Consider the following 24,110-nt stretch of genomic DNA (forward strand, 5'->3'; position numbering starts at 1 on the left):
CATTTGGATCTCCCATGCAAAGCACAAAATCAACAGTCCCCATCTCGCTGCACGAGGCCACCGCCGAGGATCTGCCGCGCATCGAAAACCTGATGCAGTTCTACAACTACGACCTGAGCGAGTTCTGGCCGGTCGAGTTCTCTGCCACCGGGCTCTATGCTTTGCGACCCAAGGAGGCCTATTGGGCCAAGCCGTCGGTGAGGCCCTATATCGCCAAGATTGACGGCGAACTTGCCGGTTTTGCGGTCGTTGACGATGAGGTGCAAGACCCGCAGTCGCAGTTCAACTTGGGCTACTTCTTCCTGGGCCGGCGCTACCGGGGCAGCGGCGCCGCGCAAGAGATGTTGCGGCTGCTTTTTGAGCGCCATCCAGGGCGCTGGGAGGTCTATTTCTTCGTGGACAACCTGCCTGCCGCCCGCTTTTGGCCGAAGGCGATTGCGCAGCAAACGGGTGATCAGGAGGTGCTCGTCACGGACACCGACAGCGACGGCCTGCCATGCCGGCTCTACCGGTTTTCCAGCTTGTGAGTGGGCGTCGAGTTAGGTCGGGACAGCGCTGGCTCAACTTCGATAGATAGAAGAAGGCGGGAAGAGCATGCCCTGTCATGCCGCGACCCTTGGCCGAGCGATCAGCGGCCCCGGCCCCGGCCCAGACCCGGGTCCCGGTCTGCGGGTCAACCCTCGCCTCTGATGAGCCGCATCATATTTTCTGATTGGCCCTGCTGGCGGAGTTCATGCACGATGCGGGCAATTCCTCATACAAGGGCCGCCGCCAGTGAACTCCAGCACACAGATTCTTGCCATACGCCATGGCGAAACCGATTGGAATTGCCTGGGCCGCTATCAGGGCCAGACCGACATCCCCTTGAATGAGCAGGGCTTGGTGCAAGCCAAGCTGACCGCGCAGGCGTTGGCCTCGGTGCCGCTCGATGCTATCTACACCAGCGACCTTGCCCGCGCGCTGCAAACTGCCCATCTGATCGCTGAACTGAAGCAGATGCCGCTGCACATCGAGCCCGATTTGCGGGAGCAGCATTTCGGTGTTTTCCAGGGTTTGACTTCGGCTGAGATTTTGCAACGCTGGCCCGAAGAGCATGCGCGCTGGCATCGCCGCGAAGCCGGCTTTGGGCCCGAGGGCGGCGAGAGCCGCAGCGTTTTCAATGCGCGCTGCATGGCGGCCATCGAGCGCCTGGCCTTGCGCCATCGCGGGCAAGCCATTGCGCTCGTCTGCCATGGTGGGCTGCTGGATTGCTTGTACCGCGCCGCTGCAGGCCTGGGGCTGGAGTCAGCACGCGCTTGGCCGCTGAACAACGCCGCGCTCAGCCGCCTGAAACATGGCCCCGAAGGATTCACCCTGCTGGACTGGGGCAACACCTCGCATTTGGAAGCAAGTGCGCGCGATGAGGTACCCGAGAGCTTCCCCGCGCCCTGAGCCGCGCAGTTTGTACATCTTCTAGGAGACATTGATGAGCAAGAGCAATTCGTTCCAGAGCCGCCCCGCACGCATGCACCTGCGCGCCATCACTCTGCCTCTGGCCTTGGCCTTGAGCGCAGCGATGTTGCCCAATGCTTCGGCAGGCACGGTCACGGTGGTGACCTCTTTTCCCAAGGAACTGACGCAGGTCTACAAGCAGGCTTTTGAAAAGGCCAACCCAGCCATCAAGCTGGAAATCCTCAACAAGAGCACCGTGCAGGGCTTGTCTTATGTGCGCGAGTTGCCGGTGGGTCAGCGCCCCGATATTTTCTGGGCCTCGGCACCCGACGCTTTCGAGGTCTTGTCCGGCCAACAATTGCTGGAGAACGTCAGTGGGCAGGCCAATAAGGCCGTGCCGGAGAAGGTAGGCAGCTACCCGATCAATGACCCGCAAGGTTTGTACCTGGGCCAAGCGCTCGCGGGCTATGGCCTGATGTGGAACACCCGCTATATGGCGGCCAATAAGCTGCCGGCGCCGGCCCAATGGGCCGACCTGGCCAAGCCGGTCTACTTTGGGCATGCCGCCATGAGCGCACCCTCGCGGTCCGGCACCACCCATCTGACCGTCGAGACCATGCTGCAAGGCGAGGGCTGGGACAAGGGTTGGAATCAGCTGCTGCAAATCAGCGGCAATTGCGCCGCCATCACCGAGCGCAGCTTTGGTGTCCCTGACGGGGTGAATAACGGCCAGTTCGGCATTGGTCTGGTGATCGACTTTTTTGGCCTGGCCGGCAAGTACTCGGGCTTTCCGGTGGAGTTTGTCTACCCCGACGTGACCTCGGTGGTGCCCGCCAATATCGGTTTGATCAAGGGCAGCAAGAACCCCGAGGAAGCGCGCAAGTTCATCGCCTACAGCGTGTCGACCGAAGGCCAGTTGCTGCTGCTGGACCCCAAGATTTCACGCCTGCCGGTGCTGCCGCCGAGCGACTTGGGCGGCAAGGTGCCTGCCGCTTACCCCAACCCGTTTGAGATCGCAAAGAAGGCCAAAGTGCGCTTTGACTCGGACCTCTCGGAGGCACGTTACAACCTCGTGTCCTCGCTGTTCGACCAGACCATCACCTTCCGCCACAAAGAGTTGAAGGAGGCCACCCAGGCCATTCACCTGGCCGCCGGCGCCCTGGCCAAAAAGCCAAATACTAACGGGCAGGCTTTGCTGAAGCAGGCCCGCGACCTGGCCTTCACCCCCATCGCGGGTTCGGGCCTGGCAGGTGACAAGAACTTCCTGGCCCTGTTCACCGCCAATAAAAAGGACGCAGCTGCGGGCAAGCAGCTGACGGGTCTGGAAGACCGGTGGAGCAGCCAGGCGCGCGACAACTATGCCCGCGCCAAGAGCTTTGCAGAGCAAGCCCTGGCCACGGCTCGCTGATCGCGCCTTGAACAAGCGCTGAACTTAGACGACAGGAATCCCATGTCCACCGTGCTCGCCAGCAGTGCCTTCAAAAGCCTGCAATCCCGTTACTTCGATCAGGTCAGACCCGGCGCTTGGATCGCGGGCGGCCTCATCTTGAGCTTCTTGCTGCTCTTCCTCGTTCTGCCTGTAAGCAAGGTGTTTTACACCGCCTTTGTCGACGCCGATGGCAGTCTGACATTGGGCCACTTCGGCAATTTCTTCAGCCAGGGATTGATGCGCGAGGCCTTCTTCAACAGCCTCTATGTGGCCAGCATGTCGGCCGTGTTTGCGGCCCTCATCGCGGTGCCCCTGGCCTACTTCACGGTGCGCTTTCAATTCCGCGGCGCGCTGATGATTCAGACCCTGGGCGTGCTGCCCTTGATCATGCCGCCTTTTGTCGGGGCCGCTGCGATGCAGCTTATCTTCGGCCGCTCTGGCACGGTGAACCTGTTGCTGCAAGATCATTTCGGCATCAGCGTTCCCATCATGGACGGCCTGAACGGTGTCATCTTCGTCGAGGCCATTCACTACTTCCCCTTCATCCTGATGAACCTCACCGTGGCCCTGCGCAATATTGACGGCGCCATGGAGGAGGCTGCGCTCAACCTGGGTTGCACCGGCATGCGCTTGTTCCGGCGCGTGATCTTCCCGCTGGCAATGCCGGGCTTTGTGGCCGGCGCCTCGTTGGTCTTCGTCAAGGTCTTCGATGATCTGGGGACGCCTCTGGTGCTGGGTCAGACCAATTTGTTGGCGCCGCAAGCCTATCTGCGTATCACCCAGGTGGGCCTGGAAGACCCGATGGGCTATGTGATCAGCGTGATCATGATCCTGTTCTCCATCAGCGCCATGGCCTTGTCGGCCAAGGTCCTGGCAGGCAAGGACTACTCCACCATCCAGAAGGGCGGCGCCAGCATCGCCAAGCGCAAGCTGACGAACTGGGGCTCCATCGCCGCCTATGGCTGGATCTTCCTGGTGCTGGCCATCGTGCTCAGCCCCCATCTGGGCGTGCTGCTGCTGTCCTTTGCCAAGGTCTGGAGCTTCTCGCCCCTGCCAGATGCCTACACCGTGGAGCATTACCAAACCGTGTTCTCGGATGCAAGCGGCATGATGGGCAACACCTTGCTGTACTGCGGCCTCGCGGCAACGCTGGACGTGGTGCTGAGCGTGACCATCGCCTACCTGGTGCTGCGCACGACGCTGCCGGCGCGCAAATGGCTGGACTGGATCGCCACCGCCACGCTCGCCGTGCCGGGCATCGTGCTGGCCATCGGCTATCTGCGCCTGTTCAAGGGCGCCACGGTGCCGGGCACCGACACCCTGGTCACGAGCACCTGGGTCATCATCATGCTGGCCTACGCGGTGCGCCGCCTGCCCTATGCGCTGCGTTCCTGCGTGGCGGCCTTGCAGCAGGTACATGTGTCGCTGGAAGAGGCGGCCGAAAGCCTCGGCGCCACCAAGCTGCGCACCATCCAGCGCGTCGTGGTGCCGCTGATGGCAGGCGGCATCCTGGCGGGTTTCGTCACCAGCTTCATCACGGCGGCGGTGGAATTGTCGGCGACCATTCTGCTGGTTTCGGCGGAGTCGCAGGCACCCATGAGTTACGGCATCTACCTCTATATGCAGAGCATTGCCGGGCGCGGACCAGGGGCCGCCCTGGGTGTGCTGGCCATTGTCGTGGTGGCACTGGGTACCTATCTCTCGCATCTGGTGGTGGAGCGCACCAGCAAGCGCTTCGAGTCCAGGCCGGTGGACGAGGCGCTACCGCCCCTCCCGCCAGCCCCATGAACAAGATCTGACACGAAAGTCAAGCCATGAAAAAAGTCCCCGTTCAATGCCGCAATATCCGCCTCTCCTATGGCGAAACCGAGGTACTCAAGGACGTCAATCTGGACATCGAGCCGGGTGAGTTCTTCGCCTTGCTGGGCCCCTCGGGTTCGGGCAAGTCCACCTTGCTGCGTCTGATTGCCGGCTTCAACAAACATCAGCACGGCCAGTTGCTGATCGACGGCCAGGACGTCAGTGCCAAAGCACCCTGGGAGCGCAATGTAGGCATGGTGTTTCAGAGTTATGCCCTGTGGCCGCATCTGTCCGTGTGGGACAACGTGGCCTTTGGCCTGGTTGAGCGCAGAGCCCCCAAGCAGGTGATCAAGGAGAAGGTCGGCGCTGCGCTGGAGCTGGTGGGCCTGTCGCAATACGCGCAACGCCGGCCTAGCCAGCTCTCAGGCGGCCAGCAGCAACGGGTGGCCTTGGCGCGCACCATCGTGATCGAGCCCCAGGTGCTGCTGCTGGATGAACCGCTGTCCAATCTGGACAAAACCCTGCGCGTGCAGATGCGCCAGGAACTGCTGGCCATGCAGCGCCGCCTGGGCCTCACGACCATCTTCGTGACCCATGACCAGGAAGAAGCGATGACGACGGCCGATCGCATGGCGGTGTTGGACAAGGGCGTCGTGCAGCAGGTGGGCGCGCCCGCCACCCTGTACGATTACCCGGTGAACCCCTTTGTTGCCAATTTTGTCGGAACCATGAATTTGCTCTCAGGCAAGGTGCGGTCGCGCCGCGGCGACAGCTTGGCCTTGGATGTCGACGGCGTGGGCGAACTGAACTTCCCCTTGCTGTCTGACGCCCCGGAGGCCGACACCATCCAGATCAGCTTCCGCCCCCATTCTTTGCGAGTGGAAGTGGCCGATGCGACCCAGGATGCGCGTTTTGTCTGGGTACCCGGCACCGTAGAGGCCAGCGAGTTTCTGGGTGAGTTCACCCGCTACCGCGTGCGGGTAGGTCGGCAATGTCTGTCGGTCGATCAGGCTCACCATGTGGGCTTGTCCAAGTTCCCGGTCGGGGTCGCGGTGAGTCTGGGCATTGAGCCCTCGCAAGTGCGCATGTTCGGCGCTTGATCGTCACAGGCCGACCGCTCAGTTCATGGAGTTGCATCAGATTCGCGCCTTTGTGGCGGTGGCCAGGGTGGCCAATGTGACCAAGGCGGCCGAGGTGCTCTGCCTGACCCAGCCGGCCGTCACCGCGCAAATCAAGGGTTTGGAGTCCAGCTTGGGCGTGGCCTTGTTTGATCGCAGCGCCGGTCGCATGATGTTGACGCGGGCGGGCGACAAGCTATTGCCCCAGGCCGAACTGCTGCTGGCCACGGCGGCCGAATTGAAGGGCTCGGCGCGCGCCATGCAAGGCGAGTTGAGCGGCCGGATCGATTTGGGCCTGCCGGGCGAAACGGCCGAGTTCCTGCGCACCGGCGCACTCTCATTGGCGGTGCAGCGCGATCTGCCCCTGATGGAGTTTCACACGCATACCCAGGCGGTCGGGCATTTGCTTGATCAGGTGCGGGCCGGAGGCCTGACGGCCGCCTTCACCATCGGGGTGCACCCGCCGCGCGACCTGCAATGGCTGGCGCTGCGTTCGGTCAATTACCGCATTGCCATTCCCCACTCTCTGGCCCATGAAATGCAGCGCGGTGGTTGGCGCGTATTGGCGGCCTTACCCTGGGTGGACGGTAGCGTCGACTCTCACATTCACCAGATGTTGCGTGGAATTTTCGAGCAGCAGGGCTTGGCTCCCAATGTGGTCATGCGCAGCGATGACACCAGTGCCCTGGACAGTTATGTGCGGGCCGGCAGTGCATGCGCCTTGTTGCGTGAAGAACCGGCCTTGCTGGGCGTGGAGCGCAATGACTGGATGGTGTGGGGGCATGCCCGGGTGGACGCCAATCTCTATTTCAGCAGCGCGGCCGAGCGTGCCAGCGACCCCCTGGTGGTAGCGCTGAACTCGGCGGTGCAGGCGGTATGGGCCTGAGCGTGCGGGAGCCAGGCTGATGACTAGGCCAGCAAGCGCGCATCCGCACCAAAGCGCAGCGCCGCCGAGGCATCGACATCCAGACCAACCCGCTGGCCGGCCAGGACGCCGCTGTGGCCCGCGCCGACCTTGGCGCTGAGCAAGTCCTTGAGACCTTCAACCCGCAGATACAGGATCGAGCTGTCGCCCAGATGCTCGGCCAATTCGACCTCGGCCGCAACGCCTTGATCGGCGGCGACCAAACGCACATGCTCGGCGCGCAAGCCCACGCGCTGGGCAGCCAAGTCTTCGCTGTTAGCCAGCAGTCTTGCCCATAGGCCTTGGTGCGCCTGGCTGGCTGCGCCCGCCTCCGGCCGGTCAATGAAATTGATGCGCGGGGCACCGATGAAGGCGGCCACGAACTCATTCGCCGGGCGCTGATAGAGCTCCAGCGGCGCGCCGAGCTGCTCGATGCGGCCCTGGTTGAAGACCGCGATGCGGTCGCCCATGGTCATTGCCTCGACCTGATCATGGGTGACGTAAATCATCGTCGTGCCGAGTTCCTTGTGCAGCCTGGACAACTCGATGCGCATATTGACGCGCAAGGCCGCGTCCAGATTGGACAAGGGCTCGTCGAACAAGAAAACCTTGGGCTTGCGCACAATCGCCCGCCCGATCGCGACGCGCTGACGCTGGCCGCCGGACAGCTCCTTGGGGTAGCGGCCGAGCAGATCAGTGATGCGCAAGACCTCGGCGGTACGCGCAACTTGGCTCTCGCGCTTGGCCTTGGACTCGCCCGCCATCTTCAAGGCGAAGCCCATATTCTCGGCCACCGTCATATGCGGGTACAGCGCATAACTCTGAAACACCATGGCCGCACCGCGGTCGGCCGGGCGCACCTCATTGGCGCGCAGGCCGGCGATCTGCAACTCGCCTGCCGTGATTTCTTCCAGCCCCGCGATCATCCGCAGCGTGGTCGATTTGCCGCAGCCCGAGGGGCCGACAAAGACCATGAACTCGCCGTCGCGCACCTCCAGATCGATGCCTTTGATGATCTCGGTCTTGTCGTAGCTCTTGCGGATACCGCGCAGTGATACCTGTCCCATTTTTGTTTGTCCTCAGAGGGTCTTTTGCGCTTGCAAGAAATCACGGTACCAGAGCGCGCTGTCTTTGAGCGTGCGCTGCTGGGTTTGGTAGTCGACATGGACGATGCCGAAGCGCTTCTCGTAGCCCGAGGCCCATTCGAAGTTGTCCATCAGGCTCCAGACCATATAGCCGCCCATATTCACGCCCTGGCGCATCGCCTCGGCCACCGCTTCGATGTGACGCGCCAGATAGTCGAGCCGGTCACTGTCATGCACCTGCCCGTCTACCATTTCATCCTTGAAGGCGCCGCCGTTTTCGGTGACGAACAGCGGCGGCACCGGGTAGTCGCGCTTGAGGCGCAAGAGCAGCTCGGTCAGTCCCTCGGGGTAGACCTCCCAGCCCATGTCGGTAACCGGCAGACCGGTGCTGCCGGCCTTGTAGCTCTTGTCGGCGCTGACGACCGAGTGCGAGTAGTAGTTGACGCCGAGGAAGTCCATGGGCGCCGTCATCGACTGCAGATCGCCGGGCTCAATCTGCGGTGCATCGTCGCCCAGATCGGCCAGCACATCGGCGGGATAGGCGCCCTTGAAGAGCGGGTCCAGATACCAGCGCAACAGGCGGCCATCTTCCAGAGTGGCCTGCGCGCGGTCGGCGGCAGAGTCGGTGGCCGGGTGCATGGGCGCCAGATTCAACACGATGCCGAGCTTGGCGCTAACCCCTTGTTCGCGCAGCGCCCGCAGCGCCAGGCCATGGCTGAGCAGCAGATGGTGCGAGACCTGCGCGGCGGTCTTGCGGCTCTTGATGCCGGGCGCAAAGATGCCGGCTTCATGGCCCAGCACCGCCACCACCCAGGGTTCGTTGTGCGTGGCGATCGAGGCCAGGCGGTCGCCCAGGCGGGCGTTGATGCCGAGCGCGTAGTCGACAAAGCGCTGCGTGGTGTCGCGATTGGCCCAGCCACCTGTGGCTTGCAGCGCGTCCGGCAGATCCCAATGGTTGAGCGTCAGGTGAGGCTGCAGGTCGCGCGCGAGCAGGCCGTCGACGATGCGCTCGTAGAAGTCCAGGCCTTTGGCGTTCCAGGCGCCGCTGCCGGCGGGCTGCACGCGCGGCCAAGAGACCGAGAAGCGGTAGGCATTGACGCCTAAAGCGGCAATCATGTCGAGATCCTCGGCCCAGCGCTGGTAATGCTGGCAGGCGTTGTCGCCGTTGCTGGCGTCGGCAATCGCGCCGGGCTTGGCGCAAAAGCTGTCCCAGATGGAGGGGCCCTTGCCGTCGGCGCTGCTGGCTCCTTCGATCTGAAAGGCGCTGGTGGCCACACCCCAGACAAAGTCAGCGGGGAAGTTATTGGTCTTGTTGCTCATGGGCAGAGAGTGCAGGAGAGAGAGAGTTTCAAGCGCTCGTCTACTTGACGGCGCCCACGGTCAGGCCGGAAATCAGCTGTCTGGAGGACAGCACAAACAAAATGATCAAGGGCAGCGTGGCAATCGCCGAGCCGGCCATCAGCGCGCCCCATTCGGTGTCGACCGGGCTTTGCAGGCTGCGCAGCGCCAGCGGCAGCGTGTACATATCGGGTGAACGCATCACGATCAGCGGGCCGATGAAGTTATTCCAGGAGGCGATGAAGGTGATCAGGCCCAGGGTGCCCAGCGCGGGTTTGAGCAGCGGCAGCACGATGCGGAAGAAGATGCCGAATTCGCCGCAGCCATCCATGCGCGCCGCCTCGACCAGCTCGCGCGGGATCGAGGTCAAGGCGAATTGCCGCATCAGAAAGATGCCGAAGGCGCTGGCCGCACCAGGGATGTAGAGCGCGCGCGGCTGATCGATCCAGCCCAGCATGTCCATGATCATGAAGGTCGGGATCATGTTCATGAAGGTCGGCAGCAGCATCGTGCCCATTACCAGGCCGAACAGCGCCTTCTTGTGGCGGAACTCGAACAAGGCGAACGCATAGCCGCCCATGGCGCAGAACAGCAGGGTCAGCAGCGTCGACGCCAGGCCGACATAGATGCTCCAGCCCAGGTTGCGCCAGAACGGGATGCGCCCGGTCAGGATCGCGAGATTGTCGAGAAAGTCATTGCCGAAGAACATCGGCGGCGGCATGCTGAAAATCTCGCCGCGCGAATGGGTGGCAAACACGAACATGAAGTAGAACGGCGCCAGCATGACAAGCATGCCGATGCCGACCAGGCCATAAGCGGCCCAGGGTGCGAGTTGGTGACGAGTGACTTGCATGGTGAAGGTGGCCTCGGTTCAAGCGCCGCGCTGGCGGAAAGCGCGGTTGGTCAGCCAGGTCAGCAGGCCCACCAGCAGGAAGAGCAGCCAGGACATCGCGCTGGCCGCGCCGAAATCATTGAAATCAAAAGCCATGCGGTAGAGATAGATGGCCGTCGTCATGCCGGCCTGGTCGGTGCCGCCGCGGCCATTGGTCAGGATGAAGGGCTCCTCGAACAGCTGCAGGCCACCGATCACGCTCAGCGTTACGCCGAAATAGATCATCGGCATCAAGCTCGGCAGCGTGATGTACCAGAACTGCTGCAGGCGGCCGGCGCCGTCCATGCGGGCGGCCTCCATGATGTCGACGGGAATGGTCTGCAAAGCAGCCAGATAGAGCACCACATTGAAGCCGACATAGCGCCAGAACACGATCATCGCGATCGCGGGTTTGAGCGCATCCGGGTTGTTGAGCCAGTCGATCGCAGCGGCCGGCATCAGCCAGCCCAGCAGCGGCAGCTCGCGCAAGGCCGCGATGATGGCGTTGATCAGGCCGTAGTCGGTCGAGAACAGCGAGCTGAACAGGATCGCGATCGCCACCGTCGAGGTGATGTAGGGCATGAAGTAGGCGCCGACCACGCCATTGCGCAGGCGCTTGAAGGAGGCGTGGATGAAGCAGGCCAGCGGGATCGCGACCAGATGCTGGGGCACGCCCGAGGCCAGCGCCAGCCAGGCGGTGTTCTTCAGCGACTTCCAGAACCATTCGTCTTGCAGCGCGAAGACGAAGTTGTCTAGGCCGACGAAGCTCATTGCGCTCAGGCCGCTGGTCGGCTCCCAGGTCTGAAAAGCGAGGTAAAGCGAGAAGGCCAGCGGGAACATGCCGAAGACCAGAAACAGCAGCACAAAAGGTGCCAGGAAGACATAGGGTGCCCAGCGCGGCGGCAGGCGCAGGAAGACGGGTAATTTCATCGTTAGGTTCCTGATGCGGCGATCAACGGGTGGCGCGCTGCTTCAGCAGGCGCTCGGCATCGGCCAGCGCTGCGTGGATGTCTTTGCCGCGCTCCAGCACCTTGTCGAGCTCGGTGTCTATCACCTCTTCGGCAAACGCGTCTTGCTTGTGCACGTCCACCGCCTGGATGCGGCGGGCCGCGTCGCGCCAGCCCAGGCGCGCGGTCTGACCGCTCAAGAAGGCGATCGGCTGCTCGAAGAAGGCGTCGTCATGAGCCTCCAGCAAGGCCGGGAAGGCGTCTTGCGCCTTGAAGGCACGCAGTTGCATGTCGCGGTTCAGGGTCAGAAACTGAATCAAGTCCCAGGCCAGCGCCTTGTTGGCCTTGTCGGCCTTGCGCGGCATCGCAAAGAAAGTGCCGCCATAGGCCGCAAAGGCGCCTTCGGGCAGTTGCGCGGCGCGCCACAGGCCGGAGGTGTCGGGGGCTAACCAGCTGTTCAGATGACCTGCCAGCCAGGCACCGCTCAATTGCGTGGCGATGCTGCCGCGCTTGAAGCCTTCGGTCCAATCGCCCGACCAGGCCAGCACCCGCGCGTCCAGCTTGTGCTTGCGCACCTCGCGGGCCAACTCGAAGGCGCGCACAAAGCGCGCTGATGCCACCAGCACCTGCGACTGATTGTCAAAGTACAGCCCTTCGCCGGGCTGTATGCCGGTGCGGATCAGGATGTTCTTGATGTCGCGCGCATGGGCCAGCAGGAAAGCGCCGCTGCTTGCCTTGATCTTGATGCCGGCCGCCACATAGCTGTCCCAGCTTTGCGTCAATTCCGCCTCGCTGACGCCGGCCTTGGCCAGCACATCTTTGCGGTAGAGCAGCGTGCCGGGGCCGATATCGGTCGGCACCGCCACCACCTCGCCGCGCCGGTTGCTCGCCTGCTGGTAGGCATAGGGCACAAAGCGGGGCTTGAACCTGGCGATGTCGTAAGGCGGGCGCGTCAAGTCTTCGAGGCCGTAGCCGGGTGAAAAACGCCCCAGATAGCCAACCTCCAGCGCCATCACATCGGGCAGATAGACCGCTGTCGACAAGGCGGTGGTCATCGCGGTGTGGTGGTCGGCAAACTGGCGGCTGACCACCTTGACCTCGACATGGGGGTGCAGGCGCTGCCAGGCAGGAATCGCCGCGCGGACGATCTGGTCCACCGCCGGGTAGGCTGCCACCACCAGCACTTGCTGCGCCGCCGCGCCGGGCGGCAGCGCGAGGCAGGCCAGCCCGAGCAGCATCGCCAGCCTGGGCTGCCTGAACCAGTGGCCCAGCCAGACGCGCCAACCGGCACGCTTGTTCGTTTTCATTGCCTGCTTGTCTCCACCTTGAATCGGCCGCCACGACGATTCGGTCTGCATTTTGAGTTGTGAACGCTTTATGAAAGCGCTTTCAGAATGTAATGCAGCCCGCTTTTCATGTCAACAAAGGGTAAATGCGGGGGGGCGGGCAACCGGGTGGCGTGCCGGCGAACACAGGCTCAGGGATTGAGCAAGGCCCGGCTTGAGCCGCGCACCGTCAAGCGAGGCTCCGAAAGGCTGGCCTGCGGCGCTTCACCGGCCAAGAGCTGCAGCAGCGCTGCGGCCGCCAAGCTGCCGAGTTCATAGGCCGGGTGATGGATGGTGGTCAGCGGCGGCACCGAGTGCGCGGCGCCGGCCACATCATCGAAGCCGACCAGCGACACCTGGTCCGGCACATGCAGGCCATGGCGATGCAGTGCCAAGGCGGCACCGAATGCCATCTGGTCATTGGCGGCAAAGATGGCCGTGAAATGCTGGCGGCTCGCAATCAATTGCTCGACCGCTTGCAGGCCGCTTTCTTCGCTATACATGCCTTGCAGCACCAGGCCGGCTTGGTAGGCGATGCCGGCCTCGTCCAGCGCGGCGCGGTAGCCGCGCAGACGCTCGGCCGCGTCCGGGTGAATGACCGGGCCGGCGATGAAGGCAATCTCGCGATGGCCCAAGGACAAAAGATGGGCAGTCGCGAGCCTGGCACCCTCGAAGTTATTGAAGTCCAGCGAGAACAGTCCCGGCGCGACCAGACTGCGGCCGGTGACGACCACCGGCAAGGCCTTGGCCAAGGTCTTCAGCGCCTCATCGCTGAGGCGACCGGTCAAAACGATGATGCCGTCGACACGGCGCGAGCGCAGCACCTCGATGCAGCGCGCTTCTTCCTTGGCATTCCAATGGCCGCTGACAAAGAGCGGGCTGTAGCCGACCTTGTTCAGTTCTTCTTCGATGCCACGCAGCGCGAGCCCATAAAACGGGCTGTCGATCGCCTGGGTGATCACGCCGACGCTGAGCGTGCGCCCACCGGCCAAGCCGCGAGCCATCGGGTTGGGCACAAAGCCCAGCTCGGCAATCGCCTGGTCCACCGCCGCGCGCTTCTCGGCGCTGACGACGGCCGTGCCATTCAATATCCGCGAGACCGTGCTGGGCGAAACCCCGCATGCTGTGGCCACCATGCCCAGCGTGACCTTGGGGTCATGGCCGGACGGTGTGCTGCGCTTGGTCTTGCGTGTTTTCTCGCTACTCTTCATGGACTGGCATCGTTTGTGGAGCTGCAGTTTATAGGCTACGCAAGAGCAGGGCCCGCGGCCAGCGATCGCTGCGTTTTTACAAATTCCTCGAAGCGGCACAGCGCCAGCGCCCGGCTGAATAGATAACCCTGGTAGCAAAGGCAGCCTTGGCTCGCCAAAAAGTCCCGTTGCGCCTCGGTCTCGACGCCCTCGGCGATGACCGTTAGCCCCAAGGTGGCGGCCAACGCAATCAGCATCTTGGCGATCGCGGCGTCATTGGGGTCGGTCAGCAGATCGCGCACAAAACCCTGGTCGATCTTGAGTTGCTCCAGCGGCAAGCGTTTCAAGTACGACAAGGAGGAATAGCCGGTGCCGAAGTCGTCCAGCGAGAAACCGACGCCATGCGCCTTCAAGGCATTCATGGTGGCAATCACCGCCTCCACATCGGCCACCAACATGCTCTCGGTCAACTCCAGCTTGAGACGCCCCGGCCGCGCCCCGCTGCGCGCCAATATGTCGAGCACCAGTTCGACAAAATCGACCTGCCTGAACTGCCGGGCGCTGACATTGACGGAGAGGGCCAGGTCGGTCAACTCGGGCTGACCGGCCCACAAGGCCAATTGGGCGCAGGCGGTTTCCAGCACCCAAGTCCCCAAGGGCAGAATCAAGCCCGTGTCCTCGGCCAGCGGGATGAAGTCGGCCGGAGACACGGCACCGCGCCTGCCATGGGTCCAGCGCAGCAAGGCCTCGGCGCCCAACACGCGCCCGCCCGCAGCAATCTGGGGCTGGTAGTGGAGCTCGAACTGTTCGGTCTGCACGGCCTCGCGCAAATCCGTTTCGAGCGCCGCTCGCTGGTTCACCACCGACTGCATCTGCGGGTCGAAGAAGCGCACCATATTGCGGCCCTCCGACTTGGCTTGATACATGGCCAAGTCGGCTCGTTTCATCGGTTCATCGATGCCCTCGATCAGGCTGCCGCCGAACAAGGTGACGCCAACACTGGCGCTGCTGTGATGCACCTGGCTGCCGAACTCGAAGCGATGGTCCAGGGTGGTCAGAATCTTCCGGCCAACCGTTTGCGCCTGGCTTGCGGCGTCGAGTTCATCGCCGTGCAGATCCTCCAGCATCACCACGAACTCATCGCCACCCAGCCGCGCCACGGTATCCCCCTCGCGCACGCAGGCACTCAGGCGCAGCGCCACCGCTTGCAGCAAAAGGTCACCCTGGAAATGCCCGGCGGTATCGTTGATGTTCTTGAAATGGTCGAGGTCCACAAACAGCAAGGCGCCGCGTTGCTGATGCCGAGCGCAAAGGTCCTGGCTGTGCTTGAGCCGGTCGAGCAGCAGGCGGCGATTGGGCAAGCGCGTCAAGGGGTCGTAAAAGGCCAGGTTCCTGATTTCGTCCTGCGCGGCGCGGCGCTCGGTCACGTCGCGAGCCGACGCCACCACGCGCCGCTCGCCGTCAATGACCTCGACATGCAGCGATATTTCCACCCAAAACAGCTCGCCCCGTGCATTTTTGGCCTGCCACTCGAAGAGCTGGGCACCACCGTCCGCCGCAGCCTTGAACCAGGCCAAAGCATCGGTGCGGGTGAACGGCGCCTGATTCGAACTGATGTCTTCAATCTGTAGTGGCACCGCGGCCAAGGTGTTAGCCGGCACGCGCTCGCTGCTGAAGCCATACATTGCAGAAAACTGCTGATTTGTTTTCAGGATGGTCGCGCTGTCAATATCATGAATACTGACCGCATCACTGCTGGCGTTGAATAACTCCCGGTAGTTACTCTCGCTTCTTTGTAGCGCAATTTGGCTGCGCCGCTTGACCCTCAGCAGTTGCAAAAGCATCATGATGATGCTGCCAGCGCCGATCAAAATAGCGAGCAGCAACCCGAGCACCGGCCGCAATTGGTCGAACCAATTGGACGGCTTATTGATCAGCAAGGTACCAGCGGGTAAATCGGCCTCCCGCACCTGCCAACGTTGCAGCGCGGCGAAATCAAATACCGGTGTACCCAAACCATCAATCATCGGCAATTTATCCAGGCTGCCACCCTGCAACCATTGCTGTGCCAGGCGGGCAAGAGTTTGCCCCTGGGCCCGCCCGGTGACCAAGCGGCCGCCGAGTACGCCGGGCCGCATATTGATGTCCCATTGTGCGATCAGCGGCGCCTTGCTGGCCGCAACCCAGAGATCGGTCGACCGCTCATGGCTGAATACCTGACCTTGAGCATCGCGGTTGAAAGCGAACATGAAGACCAAATCCTGTTCGCCCAAACGACTCAAACGCTGCTGCAGTTCGCTTATCGATAGATCACTGAGAAATTCATGTTGATATTGCGTATAGCCGCGCAGTTCGCGCCGCACCGAATCTATTTGACTCAAACTGCTGCGACTTTGGTCATGAATGAAAACCAGCCGGCGGGTCTGCGGCCGCAGTTTCAAGGCGAGATCGATATTCTTTGAAATATCCACATCGTCAAATATGCCGCTGATATTGCCGGCGGCCTGCAACTCGGCCTTGCGACCGCGTCCAATGCCGCTGAACAGGATCGGAATATTTTCGAATTGATGGCTGCGCAATTGGAACGCCAGATCCAGGGCATCATCATCGCTGGCCAGCAAGATTGCCGGCTTGGTGGCGCCATACTTGTGAATCAAAAGCCGCTCGACCTGCTCGAAATACGCCGGACTCGGGCGGCTATGCTTGGTATCAAGATATTCGATTCTCAGATCAAGTCGGGCGTCGCCAAGCGCTTTGATGAAACCGGAAACCTGATCGTCACTCCAAGCCAAACCCTGGTGGTAGGACACCAGCAACAATGCCAAGGGCGGCGGACTCAGCTCAAGCTCGCTTGCCGCGCGGGCAGTGAAGCCTGTTCCCAGCATCAGCATCAATATCGGCACCCTCAGCCAGCGCTTGGATGCGAGTTGCTGGCAGGCATCCGCCAAAGCCGCCCGTGCCAGGTCGTAAGCCGTTAGCCAACAAGATTGAAGCCGCATACGCATCGGGCGAAGTATCGGGCCCCTGCATCGCGGCGTGCGCCCTGTTTTACCCTCGCCTTTGCGTACCGCTCGAATTAGATGCTAGCGGGCCGAGTGGTTTGGCAACGGTAGAGCCGCTGCCGACATGGGCACCGGCGTTTTGGCACAATGCCCCGCCGGGCGCTGGCCGCGTACTTTGCCGCCGCGCTATCTCCCCGAATGTAGTTCTCGCGAATCCGCTGCCCTTGATTGCTCTGCTCCGTTTTCGCCAGCCCATCGCCGTATTGTTTGTTGCTGCCGCCCTGTTTGGCCAAGCGAAGTCCGCCCAGGCCTGGGGCGCCGACGGCCATCGCCTGATCGCCAGCGTGGCCGAGCAAGGTTTGAACCCCGCCGCGCGGGCCGAGCTGACGCGGCTGTTGGCGCTGGAGCCCGGTAGCACCTTGGCCTCGATCTCCACCTGGGCCGATGAACACCGATCGCCGCAAACCGCGCCTTGGCATTACGTCAATTTCCCACGGGATGCCGCCTGCGTCTACGAGCCGCAGCGCGACTGCGAGGGTGGCGCCTGCGTGGTGGCGGCGATTCAGCGCCAAACAGCGCTGCTGCGCAACAGCGCCGACGACCCAAGCCGGCTGAAGGCCTTGAAATATGTCGTCCATCTGGTCGCCGATGTGCATCAACCGCTGCATGCCGGTTTTGGCGACGACCGTGGCGGCAACAGCTACCAGCTGCATGGCTTCGGGCGCGGCTCCAACCTGCATGCCCTGTGGGATTCCGGCCTGATCCTGAACCGGCCCGGTGCAGCGGCGGCGCTGGAAGCGCAGATCAGCGAAGCCATCACCTTGAAGGTCGATCTGCCAAGTTCGCCTAACGCTGCGGCTCACTGGGCCAGCGAGTCATGCAGAATCGCCAGCATGCCGGGCTTTTACCCCGCCGGGCACAAGGTCGATCAGAGTTATGCCGACGCACATGACCAGCCTTTGCGTGCGCAGCTGAGGGTTGCGGCGCAGCGGCTGGCCGAGGTTTTGAACGACAGTCTAGGCAAGCAAGCTGAGGTCCAGGCTGCGCTCTAGCAACCACAGCAAGGCCAGTACGCCAATCAGTGCCGAAGCAGGGCGCACCAACAGGCGGCCATAAAGCGGTTTGTCGCGCATGGCAATGGCCAGCGGCAAGATCAGTGCGACCAAACCCAGTTGCGCCAACTCAACGCCCAGATTGAAGCCCAGCAGAGGCAGCGCCAGATTGCCGCGCTGCAGTCCCAAGGCTTGCAGCGGGCCGGCAAAACCAAAGCCGTGCACCAGACCGAACAGGGCCACCATCAGCCAGCGCGGGCCACGCACAAAGGGGCGCAGGTTGTCGACGGCGGCGACCAGCACGCTGGCCGCGATCAGCGACTCAACCCAGCGCGAGGGCGGCGCCAACACGCCGGCCGCCGCCAAACCCAAGGTCAGCGAATGCGCCAAGGTGAAGGCCGTCACCAGCTTGAAGGCTTCGCGCCAGGCCGAGCGCGGCGTCGCCCTTGCCACCCAGCCTCTGCCCTCGCGGCGCCAAACGGCCACCATCAACAGGCTGAGCAGGAACAAGATGTGGTCCAGGCCGACCGAGATATGGTGCATGCCTTCGACAATGAAGCCGCCCAGGCTGCGCAGCTTTTCCTGCGCGCTGGTGTTGAGCTGGAAGGATCTGACGCCCTCGGCGGGAATCAGCACCGCGCTTTGTTCATCGCCGCCCGCAAGCAAGCGGGCAATGCCGCGATGCTTGGCATCACTGCCGGCGAACAAGCGATAGTCCATCGCAAGGCTTTGCACCGGTGCCGCACATTGCAGCGTCTGTTGCAGCACCGCGTAAGTGCCGTCGCTCTGTTGATCGAGTTGGGGCGCTAACTTCTGATCCACCATGCATGGGCGGCCGTCGGCGCTAAGCTTGACGGTGTCGGCCACCAGCCGCTCCAGCTCGGGCCAGCGCGTGCGCAGTTCGCCCCAGCTCAGCTGCTTGTCGTCGTTGGCATCGAGGTCTAGATCGCGGTCCAGGTCTTGCAAGGCGATGTCCAAGCGCTGCGTGATCGTACTGCCGCTGACCTGTAAAGTTAGGTAGGCGTCGCTTGACTTGTGGGCTTGCACGGGGCCGGCCAGAGCAAGGGCAAGAAGAATGAGGATGAAACGCATCATGGCTTGGCACTCCGAGCGGCGCCGGCCAGGCGCATATCAATCCAACCCGCAAGCGCGAGGCGCTTGAGCTCCGCCTCGGCGGCGGCCGGCTGACCGGCGGCCAGGGCGGCGCGTTGCAGCAGCAAGGCGTCGGCGGGTTCTTTCTGTTGCGCCCAGTTGACCAGTGCCAACTGCAAGGCCGGCTTCGCTTGCCCCAGCACATCGAGCGCCAGCCGCGCTTGCTCGCGCGCATGGTAGTTTTCGCCGCGCAGGCGGGCGGCCTCGAAGCGGGCCGTCAGGGCGGCGGCGGCCGGCGCCAGCAGCGGGCTGCCAAGTCGTTTCAAGGCAATCGCACGGCGCAAAAGCAGGGCATCGGATTCGGCGTCGGCACCCTCGACCAAGCGCAAGGCCTCGGCCGGGCGGCCCTGTTCGAGCAGATAGTCAGCATAAGCGCCGCGGGTGTAAATGTCGCCGCCCGAACTGGCGGCTAGCGCTTCACGGTAGCGGGCCTCGGCGGCGACGCTGTCGCCCATGCGCTGGGCCAATTCGGCCCGCAGCAGCGATAGCCAAGCGTCATCGGGCGACTGCCTGGCCAAGCTGGCCAGCTCGGCCGCCGCCTGCTTGGGCTCACCGACCAAGCTGCGCAGTTCGGCCAGGCAAGCCCGCGCCGGCAATGCCAGGGCGGGGCCGAGGCTGGCGAAGCGCACTTCGGTCAAGGCTTCGCAGGCCTGCCGGGCCAAGGCCAACTGGCCGGTCACCTGCAAGACCGAGGCGCGGATCAAGCCGGCCTGCGCCTGCACTTGCAGCGGCAGCCGACTCGGCTGCGCGACCAGCTTGTCGAGGTCTCGCAAAGAGGTGGCGAAATCATGTTGGCTCTGGCGCACGCTGGCGCGCAGCAAGCGCACCTGCGGCGGCGCCTGCTCCAGCCCCCACCAAGGGGCCAGCGCGGCTTCGGCCAGGCCCAGCTCGCGGGGGGCGCCGTGGCTGCGGGCGCGGACTATGGCCGCTTGTGCGGTGGCCAGGGCCAGCGTCAGCTGCTGAGGGTGGCGGGCCAACTCTTTGCGCTGAGCTCGGGCGCCGGCATCGAGTCGATTCGGCAGCGCTTGCACGACTTCTTGATCGTGGGCCGGCGTGTAGAGGGCGGCTGTGGCGGGCTGCAGCAGCAGGGCGCTTAACAGACTCAACAGGCTCGGCAACAATTTGGTTTTCAACTGACATCCTTGACGGGGCCGCCGCTGCGCCGATGCGCAAGGGCGGCCCTTGGGTCGAACTTACTTCAGAGTTCCGCCGGCTCGGCCGTCTCCGACACCGGCGCCTCGGCGACCTTGTCCAGGCCCAGCGGCTCGGCCACTTCGGTCGCCGTCAGGCCGGCGGCATAGCTGCGATAGGCGTCGGCCGAAGCTCCGGCCGAGCTTGGGACTTCCGTCACCGGCTCCGGTGGTTGAATCACCGGCGGCGGGGCGTCATCGCCGCCACCGCTGCCGCAGGCCGTTAGGCCTAAGGCGGCAAGCAGTACGCTGCATAGCAAGAGTTGCTTGTTCATGATGTCTGGCCTCGCTGTCGATTTACTTGGTGCCTGGAACCGGCGTGTTGAGATAAGGGAAGCCGCTCAGCAAGGGCACGGTCGCTTGGTCAACGGCGTCATGCAGCTTGAAGGAAGTGGCGCCCAGCGGCACGGCGGCAGGCTTGCATGCGGCGCCGAAGCCGAGCTTGTCGGTATCGCCATTGGCCATGCACAGGCCGCCCATCACGGCCACCAGCGAGATGTCGACCACATCGTCCTTGGGACGGCGGCCGTTCGGGTAGCCGGCGTTGTCATTGCCACCGGCGAGGATGTTGCCGACTAGCCCCAAGCGGTTCTGCTGCGCAAATGCGACCGGCGGGATCGCCGTGTTGAGGCGCAGCATCTCGGAGCCGACCACATTCTTGGGCTGGTTGACGCCCTTGATGCCGGTCAGGAAGGTCGTGACCAGATCGGTGCGCGGGAAGTTGGTCGGTGCCGTGTTGGGCAGGGCCAGCGCGATTTCAAGCAAAGCCGGCAGGGTCGGGTTGGTCACGTAATCGGCAAACTGAGCGTCGCCGGTTGGCTTGGACGAGTTGAACTTGTCCTTGTCCTTCAGGCCGATGACGACCTCGTTGACCAGCGGCATACCCAGACGCGAGACCTGCACCCAGGCGCCGCCGGCCTTCTCGCTGGCCTGATGGCCCGAGCCCGGCTTGCCGTTCAGCAAGCGGGCTTGGCGCATGCTGGCGGAGGTCCAGCCGCCGATCACATCGTCGCTGCCATTGGTCAGGCAACTCTTGTGGACTTCCAGGCCCAAGGTGGTGACGTTCTTGTCGTCAATGGTGTTGGGCGCCGCGCCGATCAGGCTAGGGTCGGTGATGACGCCGACCGGTGCATTGACCAGGTCGAAGATGGTGCCCAGATTGACCGCGAACGCATCCTTGCGCTGACCGACGAAAAGCTTGGCCGGCATGCTGCAACCGGGAATATTGACCGTGTAGATATGCTTGGCCGCGTAACCGGCGTAGTCGGCAATCGTCTTCTTGCCGATATTGTCGACTGGCTTGTCAAAGCTGGCGCTGCCGCCATTGGCGTTGGTGACGGCCTGCGCCGTGCCGCTGCGGCGGTCGCCGCGCACGACGGTGACGCCATAGGTTTCGGCCAATTGCAGATTGCCGTCCTTGACATTGCTGACGCCGCCAAACTGCACCAGCGGGATGTTCATCATCTTGCCGCCGACATTGAGGGCCTGGCCGGCGCCGCTGTTGGACAGCGTGTTCTTGAAGCGGAATTGGAAGGTCAGGTCTTCTTTGGCGTCGCCGTTGTTGTCGATATGGATTTCATACAGCGCGTTCTGGTCGAGGGCGAAATAGTTCGGGCCGCCGTAGCCGTCTTGCAGCGGCAGGTAGTTGGCCAGCAGCGTCACATAGTCGCTGCGATCGGCCTCGTAGCTGCGAAACATATAGAAGTCGGAACCGTCGACCTTGGGCACGGTGGTGATGAAAGGCGCTTCGCGGTGGCTGGAAGCGAAGGCGGGCGCGGCCAGGCTGGCCAGCGCCAATGAGACGGCCAGCGCGCAGGCGTTGGCCTTGTTGATCGAAAGGTGGGCAGATTTCTTCATGTGAGGACTCCTTGGTGGGGCTATCGAGGGACCGGGCGGCACAGGGATTTGTGTCGTCGTGACTCCCCATACGGAGTTGGCTCGGGCGTGGATGCAAAAAAGATCGAAATAGTTTCCGAGCGGCGCGCCGGTCTCGTTCTGCATCCAAAGGCGCCGGCGCTGCGTATCGGGTCACACGGCATAGAAAACTACCGGCACCGCCATCAGGACCCCGCTTTGAAAACCAGAAACAAGAACTCGCTGAGCTTGGCCGTTTCGCTCGGCTTGCTGGCCGTGCTGAGCCAGCGCGCGGCAGCCAATACCGATGCAAGCGAAGAGACGCAGACCTTGGCGCCCGTGCTGGTGATCGGCAATTACGTCAATGGTGTCGGCAGCTCGGACGCGGCCTCGCAGGGCGCGGTCAGTGCCCGCTTGATCGCGAGCCGCCCAACCTTGAGGCCGGCCGAACTGCTGGAGTTTGTGCCCGGCGTGATCGTCACCCAGCACAGCGGTGGCGGCAAAGCTAACCAGTATTTTCTGCGGGGTTTCAACCTCGATCACGGCACCGACTTCTCCACCTTTGTGGACGGCATGCCGGTCAATATGCCGACCCACGCGCATGGCCATGGTTATAGCGATCTGAATTGGTTGATCCCCGAAATCGTCAATCGCATCAGCTACAAGAAGGGCCCTTACTTTGCCGATGTGGGCGACTTTGCCTCGGCCGGCGCGGCCCGCTTCGAGTTGGCCGACCGCATGGATGCCGGCCTGGCCGAGTTGACGCTCGGCCAAAACGGCTACCGGCGCGCCTTGCTGACCAAATCGGTCGAATTGAACGGTGGCGATCTACTCTATGCACTGGAGGCCTCGCACAACGACGGCCCGTGGGAGAACCCGGAGCATTTGCGGCGCAAAAATGGCGTGCTGCGCTACAGCTTTGGCCCGGCGAACATGCGCAGCAGCATCACTGCAATGGCCTACGAGGCCGACTGGAACTCGACCGATCAGATTCCGCTGCGCGCGGTGGAGGCCGGCTTGGTCGGCCGCTTCGGCGCACTCGACCCGACCGATGGCGGCCATACCTCGCGCCAGAGCCTGTCCTTCACGACCGAGCGACGGGGTGACGACGGCGGCTTCAAGTTCAATGCCTATGCACTGAAATCCAGGCTGGATTTGTTCTCCAATTTCAGCTACTTTCTGGAGCATCCGGTCGATCTGGACCCCGGTGCCAAGCATGGCGACCAATTCGAGCAGGCCGAGCGGCGCCAGGTTTACGGCCTGGCCACGAGCAGCAACTGGGACCTGAAGGTCGGCGGGCTGGAGACCAGCAACACCATTGGCTTGCAAGTCCGCCATGACCGCCTGAACCCGGTCGGCCTGTATGGGGCGGTCGCGCGCCAGCGGGTCGGCGTCATCCAGGAAAGCAGCGTGCGCCAAACCTCGGTCGGCCTATTTGCCGAGAACTCCACCCAATGGCTGCCTTGGCTGCGCAGCGTCGCCGGCCTGCGGTTTGATCAGCTAACGCTGAAGGCCAGCAGCTCGATCCCGGCCAATAGCGGCAGCGAAAAAGCCCATCTGAGCAGCCCCAAGCTGTCGCTGATCTTTGGCCCCTGGCAAAAGACCGAAGCCTTCGTCAACTACGGCCAGGGCTTTCACAGCAATGACGCGCGTGGCGCCACCGCCCGGGTCTCCGCCAAAGAAGGCTTGCCCGTTGACGCGGTGCGGCCGTTGGTACGCACCAAGGGCAGCGAGCTGGGTCTGCGCACCGAGATCATCCCGGGCGTGCAAAGCTCGCTGGCCTTGTGGCAGCTGAGCCTGGCGTCGGAGTTGGTGTTTGTCGGCGATGCCGGTGAGACCGAGGCCAGCCGCGCCAGCCGGCGCAGCGGCGTGGAATGGAACAACCATTACCAGGCGGCGTCGTGGCTGCTGCTGGACGCGGATGTGGCTCTGTCCAAGGCACGCTATACCGAGTTTGATGCGGCCGCTGCCCCGAATGATAGACATGTGCCCGGCGCCATCAACCGGGTCTTCTCGGCCGGCGCGACGCTGACGGGTTTGGGCAATTGGTCGGGCCAATTCCAGCTGCGCTATTTCGGCCCGCGCGCGCTGACCGAAGACAACAGCCAGCGCTCCAAGGCCACGACGCTGGCGCAGATGCGCATCGGCTACCGCATCAACGCCAACACCAGCTTGAACCTGGACATCTTCAATCTCTTCGCCAGCAAGGCCAGCGACATCGACTACTACTACGCCTCGCGCCTGAAGGGCGAGCCGGCTGCAGGGCTGCCCGACATCCACTTTCACCCGGTCGAGCCGCGCAGCCTGCGGCTGGGTTTGAGCATCGGTTTTTAGTCAGCCGCGTGTTTGAGCCGGAGTTCAAGGGTGGCCGACCCATATCGCGCCCGGAAAGCTGCCGCCACCGCTGCTGAGCTTGCTCTAC

At 63.3% G+C, this 24,110-nt stretch carries 19 protein-coding genes; 8 read left to right on the forward strand and 11 right to left on the reverse strand.

Going from position 1 to position 24,110, the window contains the following annotated elements; genetic code table 11:
* Nucleotides 1-14 precede the first annotated feature (14 nt).
* The 6 genes from LNV07_RS06390 to LNV07_RS06415 all read left to right on the forward strand — a co-directional run bounded on the left by LNV07_RS06390 (nt 15) and on the right by LNV07_RS06415 (nt 6,664).
* Nucleotides 15-527, forward strand: coding sequence for a GNAT family N-acetyltransferase (locus LNV07_RS06390; protein ID WP_263570347.1), 513 nt, complete (start codon nt 15-17; stop codon nt 525-527).
* Nucleotides 528-774: 247 nt separating this feature from the next.
* Entirely contained in the window at nt 775-1,431 is a 657-nt protein-coding gene (locus tag LNV07_RS06395) for a histidine phosphatase family protein (protein ID WP_263570348.1), read from the forward strand.
* Between the two features lie 79 nt (nt 1,432-1,510).
* Nucleotides 1,511-2,839 (forward strand): ABC transporter substrate-binding protein, encoded by a 1,329-nt coding sequence (locus LNV07_RS06400; protein ID WP_397545536.1) that lies wholly within the window; start codon nt 1,511-1,513, stop codon nt 2,837-2,839.
* 42 nt (nt 2,840-2,881) lie between these two features.
* Nucleotides 2,882-4,648, forward strand: a complete 1,767-nt coding sequence (locus LNV07_RS06405) for an ABC transporter permease (RefSeq protein ID WP_263570349.1) — start codon at nt 2,882-2,884, stop codon at nt 4,646-4,648.
* Nucleotides 4,649-4,674: 26 nt separating this feature from the next.
* A complete protein-coding gene (locus LNV07_RS06410) occupies nt 4,675-5,760 on the forward strand; it encodes an ABC transporter ATP-binding protein (protein WP_263570350.1) in 1,086 nt (361 codons plus the stop codon).
* A gap of 25 nt (nt 5,761-5,785) precedes the next feature.
* On the forward strand, nt 5,786-6,664 hold the full coding sequence (locus LNV07_RS06415; RefSeq protein WP_263570351.1) for a LysR family transcriptional regulator: 879 nt from the start codon (nt 5,786-5,788) through the stop codon (nt 6,662-6,664).
* A gap of 23 nt (nt 6,665-6,687) precedes the next feature.
* On the opposite strand, the gene LNV07_RS06420 is transcribed toward LNV07_RS06415, so the two are convergent.
* From LNV07_RS06420 to LNV07_RS06450, 7 genes are all read right to left on the reverse strand, one after another.
* Nucleotides 6,688-7,749: an ABC transporter ATP-binding protein gene (locus tag LNV07_RS06420; protein WP_263570352.1), complete on the reverse strand. Its 1,062-nt coding sequence runs from the start codon at nt 7,747-7,749 to the stop codon at nt 6,688-6,690.
* A gap of 12 nt (nt 7,750-7,761) precedes the next feature.
* On the reverse strand, nt 7,762-9,087 hold the full coding sequence (locus LNV07_RS06425) for a GH1 family beta-glucosidase (protein WP_263570353.1): 1,326 nt from the start codon (nt 9,085-9,087) through the stop codon (nt 7,762-7,764).
* A gap of 40 nt (nt 9,088-9,127) precedes the next feature.
* Nucleotides 9,128-9,958, reverse strand: a complete 831-nt coding sequence (locus tag LNV07_RS06430) for a carbohydrate ABC transporter permease (protein WP_263570354.1) — start codon at nt 9,956-9,958, stop codon at nt 9,128-9,130.
* A gap of 18 nt (nt 9,959-9,976) precedes the next feature.
* Complete coding sequence (locus tag LNV07_RS06435) at nt 9,977-10,906, reverse strand: carbohydrate ABC transporter permease (protein ID WP_263570355.1); 930 nt, start codon at nt 10,904-10,906, stop codon at nt 9,977-9,979.
* A gap of 22 nt (nt 10,907-10,928) precedes the next feature.
* The gene (locus tag LNV07_RS06440; protein WP_263570356.1) at nt 10,929-12,230 is read right to left on the reverse strand and encodes an ABC transporter substrate-binding protein; all 1,302 of its coding nucleotides are present in this window, start codon (nt 12,228-12,230) and stop codon (nt 10,929-10,931) included.
* A 170-nt stretch (nt 12,231-12,400) separates the two neighbouring features.
* Nucleotides 12,401-13,459 carry a LacI family DNA-binding transcriptional regulator gene (locus LNV07_RS06445; protein ID WP_263570357.1) on the reverse strand — a complete coding sequence of 353 codons (1,059 nt, stop codon included), beginning with the start codon at nt 13,457-13,459 and terminating at the stop codon, nt 12,401-12,403.
* A gap of 35 nt (nt 13,460-13,494) precedes the next feature.
* On the reverse strand, nt 13,495-16,443 hold the full coding sequence (locus LNV07_RS06450; protein WP_263570358.1) for an EAL domain-containing protein: 2,949 nt from the start codon (nt 16,441-16,443) through the stop codon (nt 13,495-13,497).
* A gap of 221 nt (nt 16,444-16,664) precedes the next feature.
* On the opposite strand from LNV07_RS06450, the gene LNV07_RS06455 reads away from it, so the two are divergent.
* Entirely contained in the window at nt 16,665-17,492 is an 828-nt protein-coding gene (locus LNV07_RS06455) for a S1/P1 nuclease (protein WP_263570359.1), read from the forward strand.
* Here the strand turns inward: LNV07_RS06455 and LNV07_RS06460 are convergent.
* From LNV07_RS06460 to LNV07_RS06475, 4 genes are all read right to left on the reverse strand, one after another.
* A complete protein-coding gene (locus LNV07_RS06460) occupies nt 17,457-18,587 on the reverse strand; it encodes a HupE/UreJ family protein (RefSeq protein ID WP_263570360.1) in 1,131 nt (376 codons plus the stop codon). The genes LNV07_RS06455 and LNV07_RS06460 overlap by 36 nt on opposite strands.
* Entirely contained in the window at nt 18,584-19,777 is a 1,194-nt protein-coding gene (locus LNV07_RS06465) for a tetratricopeptide repeat protein (RefSeq protein ID WP_263570361.1), read from the reverse strand. Before LNV07_RS06465 ends, LNV07_RS06460 begins: the two co-directional genes overlap by 4 nt.
* Before the next feature lie 65 nt (nt 19,778-19,842).
* Nucleotides 19,843-20,109: a hypothetical protein gene (locus LNV07_RS06470; RefSeq protein ID WP_263570362.1), complete on the reverse strand. Its 267-nt coding sequence runs from the start codon at nt 20,107-20,109 to the stop codon at nt 19,843-19,845.
* A 22-nt stretch (nt 20,110-20,131) separates the two neighbouring features.
* Nucleotides 20,132-21,691, reverse strand: coding sequence for a DUF4331 domain-containing protein (locus LNV07_RS06475; protein WP_263570363.1), 1,560 nt, complete (start codon nt 21,689-21,691; stop codon nt 20,132-20,134).
* A gap of 216 nt (nt 21,692-21,907) precedes the next feature.
* Here LNV07_RS06475 and LNV07_RS06480 point away from each other — a divergent pair, with 216 nt between their 5' ends.
* Complete coding sequence (locus tag LNV07_RS06480; RefSeq protein WP_263570364.1) at nt 21,908-24,022, forward strand: TonB-dependent receptor; 2,115 nt, start codon at nt 21,908-21,910, stop codon at nt 24,020-24,022.
* The last annotated feature ends 88 nt before the right edge of the window (nt 24,023-24,110 follow it).

Origin of the sequence: Roseateles oligotrophus, assembly GCF_025717515.1 — a bacterium.
Classification (GTDB): domain Bacteria; phylum Pseudomonadota; class Gammaproteobacteria; order Burkholderiales; family Burkholderiaceae_C; genus Paucibacter_A; species Paucibacter_A oligotrophus.